General features: G+C 54.7%; 7 protein-coding genes. 3 read left to right on the forward strand and 4 right to left on the reverse strand.

Translation table 11 applies throughout. From position 1 onward, the window contains the following. Nucleotides 1–157 precede the first annotated feature (157 nt). From QZ725_RS12455 to QZ725_RS12465, 3 genes are all read right to left on the reverse strand, one after another. Nucleotides 158–733 carry an SEC-C metal-binding domain-containing protein gene (locus tag QZ725_RS12455; RefSeq protein ID WP_293780014.1) on the reverse strand — a complete coding sequence of 192 codons (576 nt, stop codon included), beginning with the start codon at nt 731–733 and terminating at the stop codon, nt 158–160. A gap of 142 nt (nt 734–875) precedes the next feature. Continuing rightward, nucleotides 876–1,988, reverse strand: coding sequence for a porin (locus QZ725_RS12460; protein ID WP_293780016.1), 1,113 nt, complete (start codon nt 1,986–1,988; stop codon nt 876–878). A 324-nt stretch (nt 1,989–2,312) separates the two neighbouring features. Further along, complete coding sequence (locus tag QZ725_RS12465) at nt 2,313–3,467, reverse strand: porin (RefSeq protein WP_293780018.1); 1,155 nt, start codon at nt 3,465–3,467, stop codon at nt 2,313–2,315. A gap of 211 nt (nt 3,468–3,678) precedes the next feature. Here QZ725_RS12465 and coq7 point away from each other — a divergent pair, with 211 nt between their 5' ends. Beyond that, nucleotides 3,679–4,305, forward strand: coding sequence for a 2-polyprenyl-3-methyl-6-methoxy-1,4-benzoquinone monooxygenase (gene coq7, locus QZ725_RS12470; protein WP_293780020.1), 627 nt, complete (start codon nt 3,679–3,681; stop codon nt 4,303–4,305). Nucleotides 4,306–4,429: 124 nt separating this feature from the next. On the opposite strand, the gene QZ725_RS12475 is transcribed toward coq7, so the two are convergent. Beyond that, entirely contained in the window at nt 4,430–4,867 is a 438-nt protein-coding gene (locus QZ725_RS12475) for an OsmC family protein (RefSeq protein WP_293780022.1), read from the reverse strand. Nucleotides 4,868–5,167: 300 nt separating this feature from the next. On the opposite strand from QZ725_RS12475, the gene rplM reads away from it, so the two are divergent. Together rplM and rpsI are read left to right on the forward strand one after the other, a co-directional pair. Further along, the gene (gene rplM / locus QZ725_RS12480) at nt 5,168–5,596 is read left to right on the forward strand and encodes a 50S ribosomal protein L13 (protein WP_293780024.1); all 429 of its coding nucleotides are present in this window, start codon (nt 5,168–5,170) and stop codon (nt 5,594–5,596) included. Nucleotides 5,597–5,605: 9 nt separating this feature from the next. Then, nucleotides 5,606–5,998 carry a 30S ribosomal protein S9 gene (gene rpsI, locus QZ725_RS12485; RefSeq protein ID WP_293780026.1) on the forward strand — a complete coding sequence of 131 codons (393 nt, stop codon included), beginning with the start codon at nt 5,606–5,608 and terminating at the stop codon, nt 5,996–5,998. Nucleotides 5,999–6,000: the final 2 nt, after the last annotated feature.

The following is a 6,000-nucleotide window of genomic DNA, read 5'->3' on the forward strand; positions in this document are numbered from 1 at the left end:
TATTTGTTGATCGCTGCCAGAAAGGCTTGTTAGTACTTAGTGGAGTGGGGCCGTTTGGGTTGGCGGGCAAGGTCGCTGTCAGCCACATGTATTTGCTGAAAATGCGCTGGCGAAGTGATGTGGGGGGGCTTGTAAAGGTAAAACGACTGCGGTGAAATCAACTACTCGCCGCGTGCGATTCAAACAGCGGCAACCCCTTGCGCAGTTTCATTTGCATGTCTTCCACGAAGGCCTGTGGACCGTAGCCGGTTGTCTCGCCATTTTGCTCGTAAAAGAATGGACGGCTCGTTTGTTCGGCAAAACGCATGAACCAGGCAAGTTCTGCCTCATTCAGATCGCGGCCGGCATGCGCCAGCCGATACGCAGGCAAACCGCGCCACGTGGTCTTGACGATGATCACGCCGAGCTTGGTCGGCTTGAATTCCTCGGGGAATGGGCTGTCAGCATCAACCCAGCCACACTCGAATTGACGACAAGGCGATTCGGGACGTGTTTCGTAAATCGTGCAACCGCCATCTCGCACGAAATGGCAACGCACACCGGGGCGCATCTCGTGTCCGTAAATCGTCGATTTCAGCCAGCCATCGCAACATGCCGTGCAGTCGCCGCATTCGCGCAGCGCGCTACTGGTGCGAACAGGTTTGACGGGGATGATTTGCGCTACCTTGCCGCAGCATTTCTTGTACTTGTTGCCGCTGCCACAAGGGCAAGGATCGTTTCTGCCGGGATTCACTTCGACACTGCCTTTTGCATGATTGCCAGTTGGGTACGCAAGTATCGCATGCCATGCAATCTTCTGCGATCAGACGTAAAAAAGGCACCCGAAGGTGCCTTTTCATGAAGCTTAACTTCAAGCAGGCAAAGCCTGCGAGAAATTAGAACTTGTGGCGGATACCAACAGCGAATGCCGAGGTGTTTTCGCCAGCTACGCCAGTGATAGCGGTCGAAGTTGCGCCTGCACCACCAACGCTGGTGATGCTGCCAGTGCCAACCGTCGCCAATTGGTCGTTAGACGTGCGCGAATAACCGACGTACAGGTTGGTACGCTTCGACAGATCGTACGAGTACATTACAGCTGCTTTTTTCGAGTCAGCATTGTTGGTCGTACGGTTATCGTTGATAGCGTAGTTCACGAACAGGCTGCCAGGACCCAGTGGCAGGCTGACGCCGACCATGCCGTTACGGTATTTGGTTTGGGCTGCGGTGGCGTTCAGGCCGGTTTCGAATTTGGTATCAGCATATGCGCCGTGCAGTTTGAATGCACCGAAGTTATATGTAGCACCAATGAATGCCAGTTTGTTTTCACCAGTTTGTGCCGATGGATTGGCGTACGTCGAAACGTCTTGGTTATGATAAGCAAACTGAACATTCAGAGGGCCATTTGCATAGCCCAAGCCGATGCCGTAGTTGCTGTTTGCGCCAGTATCGCCAGCGGTTTCACCAAAGCCGTAAGCTGCGGTTGCTTTGAAGCCACCGAAAGAAGGCGTTGAGTATTTAACAGCATTGTTGATACGGCCGTTGTCGCTAGACAGGGCGCCGTTGAAGAATACTGCGCTGATTGGAGCAATCACGCCACCATCGCCGAACGGATCGATTTGGTCGTATGCATCTTTGATTGCCGAAGTTTGGCGACCCAGATCAACTTTACCGAATGCGCCGCTTAGGCCAACCGTTGCGATACGGTTGAAGCCGCCGTTGCTACCACCGGTAGCGCTGGTTTGGAATGCTGCGCCGGTATCAGCAGCGATCGTGCCTTCCAATTGGAAGTTAGCAGCCAAACCGCCACCCAAATCTTCCGTGCCTTTGAAACCGATACGGCTTGCCGATTGGCCGCCCGAGCTGATGCCGTTAACACGGCCAGCTGCGTTGCCGTTGTCGATGCTGGTGAAGCCCAGATCAACGATACCGTAGACGGTAACCGACGATTGTGCCGATGCAGCACCTGCGAAAGCGCCCAGAACGGCCAGAGCCAGAAGCGATTTTTTCATTTAGATGTTCCTCAAATGTTGTTGTAGGAGGTGTTCCACTTGTCCTGCAAGTGGACACGATGTCCATTGCGGAGCTGCCTGTCTCGCCTTTTGCAAGGTAAGACGACGGATTGATTGAAACAAATTAACCCTTGGGTGACAACCAAAATATCAAAAGGGCATGGAAGAAAGCGGGGAGTTTGACGTTTATTTGCAACAGGGCGGTGCGTTTTGGTATCAAAAAGGGGCGTCCGAGGCTGAATTTCTTCTACTTGCGATGTTTATTTCAAGTTGTTTCTGAAGAATTGTGGGGCTTCCGTGACGCTCGCGGCCTCCAAGCTTTATCTAGAACATATGGTTGATGCCGACTGATATCCCGGTCTGCATGGTTTCTCGTCCTGCGACGACGGAAATGAAGCCACCCAATTTGACGCGATCGATGTTGGCATAGAGATTCGTGCGTTTCGAGAGCGCATAGGTGGCGCCGATCAAGGTGAGGTCGCGTTGTGCCTTGGCGCCGCTGGTGGATTCGATGTTGCTTCTGTAGTAACCGGTGGTGAGGCTGACGAGCGGATTGACATCATAGCTACCGCCTAGCCAGATGTTGCGTGCAGTACGGAGCGTGGCGGGACGTGTGGTGTCGGAGCTGGCACCAATATAGCCACCAGCAATGCGCAATGGTCCGCTTTTCCAACTGCCACCAATGGTCAACTGATCCTGATCGGCGAAAACAGGCGCTGCGTTGGCGGCAGCGACGTTCGGACGTTGCCTTGTGTAGGCCGCGCCGATGGCGTGTTCAGCAAAGCGATAAACGAAACCGATCGCTTTGGCACTGCCGTCGCTATTTGAGCCGGCTTCTTCGCCGAACGAATACTCGGCCATGCCGGTGAAGCCGCCGAATTTGCCGATGTATTGCGCCGCATTGCTGAAGCGCGTACCACCGAGTTTTCCAAATGGATTGTCGGGATCGGCGTTGCCAGCAACAGCCCCGGCGAGTGGGATCAACTGCACGAACCGGTATGAGAAGGGATCGTAGGCGTGTACGACCTTGCAGGCGACCGAGGGTTGGCGGCCTAAATCAAGCGAGCCGAAGTCGCCGGCGACACCGACGGATGAAATGCGGTTGAAAAGACGATTCTGATTGTTGTCCAGCGCGCCGGTGCCCGAGTTGAAGCCGGTTTCAAAGTGAAAGTGCGCGTTGAGTCCGCCGCCGAGATCTTCTGTGCCTTTTACGCCGATGCGATTGTTGTAATAGTGGCCGTTCGAGCCCACTGTCCACAGATCGCCACCGCGGGCATTGGTATTCGTCACATGGCGCACGCCGGCATCAATGGTGCCGTAGATGCTGATGGAGTCGTTCGTCGATTCGATGACTTTGGGAGCTTGCCCTTTCGGTGCTTCGTTGTCGAACGTGCCGTAAATCGTCATGGTGACAGGTTGGGCATGGATCTGGAACGACCACAGGGAAAGCAGGGCGAGGCAAGCGAGTATTTTTTTCATCGTCAAAGGCCAGCGGCCATATAAGCTGTCGACAATGCGACTTGATGGGATTGCCGCACGGGCATGCGTTTGGTTACGGAACGGCGGCAGAAGATTAAATGGCTGCGCCAAAAAAATGTTTGATATCGGTTAGTATTTTGAAAAATGACACAGTCTTTTACGTTTGCGTCCCTGCGATGCGGACGTTGTTTCTCAAATCGGAGTTGCAGGGATGTTATTTGCGGATCGTTTGATTGGGCAGGTCGATAGCGCGTTGCGCGTGATGAGTGGCGTTTCGGTTGCCAGCAGGGCAAATCCTGCGAACGGTATCGACGAGGCACCGATGGATGCGGCTGCGCGTCGGCAAAGCGCCGGTCTGATGCGGGTGAACCACGTTGGCGAGGTGTGCGCGCAGGCTTTGTATCAGGCGCAGTCGCGTTTCGCGCGTGATGACGTGGTGCGCAAGCAACTGCAGCATGCCGGGCGCGAAGAAGAAGATCATCTGGCCTGGACGGCGCAACGTCTGAACGAACTTGGCTCGCGCGTCAGTCTGCTGAATCCGCTTTGGTATACCGGTGCTTACGTATTGGGGGCGGTGGCTGCCAAGTTGGGCGATGCGCGCAGTCTGGGGTTTGTGGTCGAAACCGAGCGTCAGGTCGAAGCGCACCTCAACGATCACATGAGTCGTCTGCCGGCGCAGGATATGAAGTCGTTGGCAATCGTCTCGCAGATGAGTGTCGATGAGGCCGAGCACGGTAGCGCGGCGAAAGAGCTGGGCGCCAAAGAAGTACCGTTACCTGCGCGACAGGTCATGCGCGCCATGGCAAAGGTGATGACGACGACGGCATACTATATATAGAGCATGCAATTGCAGAGCCTCCAGATGGAGGCTCTGCAATTTAGGGCATTCGGTCGCTGAGGCCGTCATCCAAAATAACAAAGGGAGCCATTGGCTCCCTTTGTTCGTGACGATCTGCTGAAACTCAGGCTGTCGCGGTATCGTCAATGATTTCGTAGGAATGCGTGATCTCGGCAGTCTTCTCCATCATGATCGAGGCCGAGCAGTATTTGTCGTGCGACAGTTTGATGGCGCGTTCGACCACATTCGGCTTCAGATTGCGGCCGGTGACGGTGAAGTGGAAATGCACCTTGGTAAAGACTTTCGGATCGGTGTCGGCACGTTCCGATTTCAGCGAGACATCGCAGCCGCGCACATCCTGACCACTCTTGCGCAGGATCACGACGACATCGTATGCGGTGCAGCCGCCCGTGCCCAGCAGCACGACTTCCATCGGGCGTGGTGCGAGATTGCGGCCGCCACCCTCCGGGGCGCCATCCATGGCCACGACGTGGCCCGAGCCGGTTTCAGCCAGAAAAGTCATGCCGGCAGCAAGGCCGGTCCAGCGTACAGTGCATTCCATTGTCAGATTCTCATCAGTAACGAATAAAGTTGTGACATTGTAACTGCGGATCGCATGACTGGCAGGGTTGCGCTGTGGCGAGCAGGACGATCATTACCTACTTGATACGTGGTTTTGTCGTCAGGATGCGACGTATGCCGGATATGGCGAGGCTGGATCAATGCCTTGGTTTGACGCCAAGTCTTTGAAAAGACTATAATTTGCGGTTCTTCCGTTTGCTCAGGAAGAGATAACAAGGATGTGTACGTGCTGTTTGCGTAACCGCCATATTTGAGCAAATCATTTATTTGGAAAGTCATCATGAAAACTTTTTCCGCAAAAGGACACGAAGTCCAGCGCGATTGGTTCGTGATTGACGCGACGGACAAAGTCCTCGGACGTGTTGCCAGCGAAGTGGCACGCCGACTGCGCGGCAAGCACAAGCCAGAATTTACCCCTCACGTCGACACGGGCGATTTCATCGTCGTCATCAACGCAGGCAAACTGCGCGTGACCGGTACCAAGGCAACTGAAAAGACCTACTATCGCCACAGCGGTTACCCAGGCGGTATCTACGAAACCAATTTCCTGAAAATGCAACAGCGTTTTCCAGGTCGCGCACTCGAGAAAGCCGTCAAAGGCATGCTGCCAAAAGGCCCGCTCGGTTACGCGATGATCAAGAAGCTGAAAGTGTATGCAGAAGGTTCGCACCCGCACGCCGCTCAGCAACCTAAAGCACTCGATTTCTAAGGAACGGCCATGATCGGTAATTACAATTACGGCACCGGCCGTCGCAAGAGCGCAGTTGCTCGCGTCTTCATCAAATCGGGTTCGGGCCAGATTGTCGTCAACGGCAAACCAGCCGCTGAATACTTCTCGCGCGAAACCGGCCTGATGGTCATTCGTCAACCTCTGGAACTGACCAACAACGTCGAAACTTTCGACATCATGGTCAACGTCCACGGTGGTGGTGAATCGGGCCAGGCAGGTGCTGTTCGTCATGGCATCACCCGCGCTCTGATCGATTACGACGCCACGCTGAAATCGGAACTGTCGAAAGCCGGTTTCGTGACGCGTGATGCACGTGAAGTTGAACGTAAAAAGGTCGGTCTGCGCAAAGCACGCCGCGCCAAGCAGTTCTCGAAGCGTTAATC

This window comes from uncultured Oxalicibacterium sp. (genome assembly GCF_913776015.1).
Taxonomy (GTDB): domain Bacteria; phylum Pseudomonadota; class Gammaproteobacteria; order Burkholderiales; family Burkholderiaceae_D; genus Oxalicibacterium.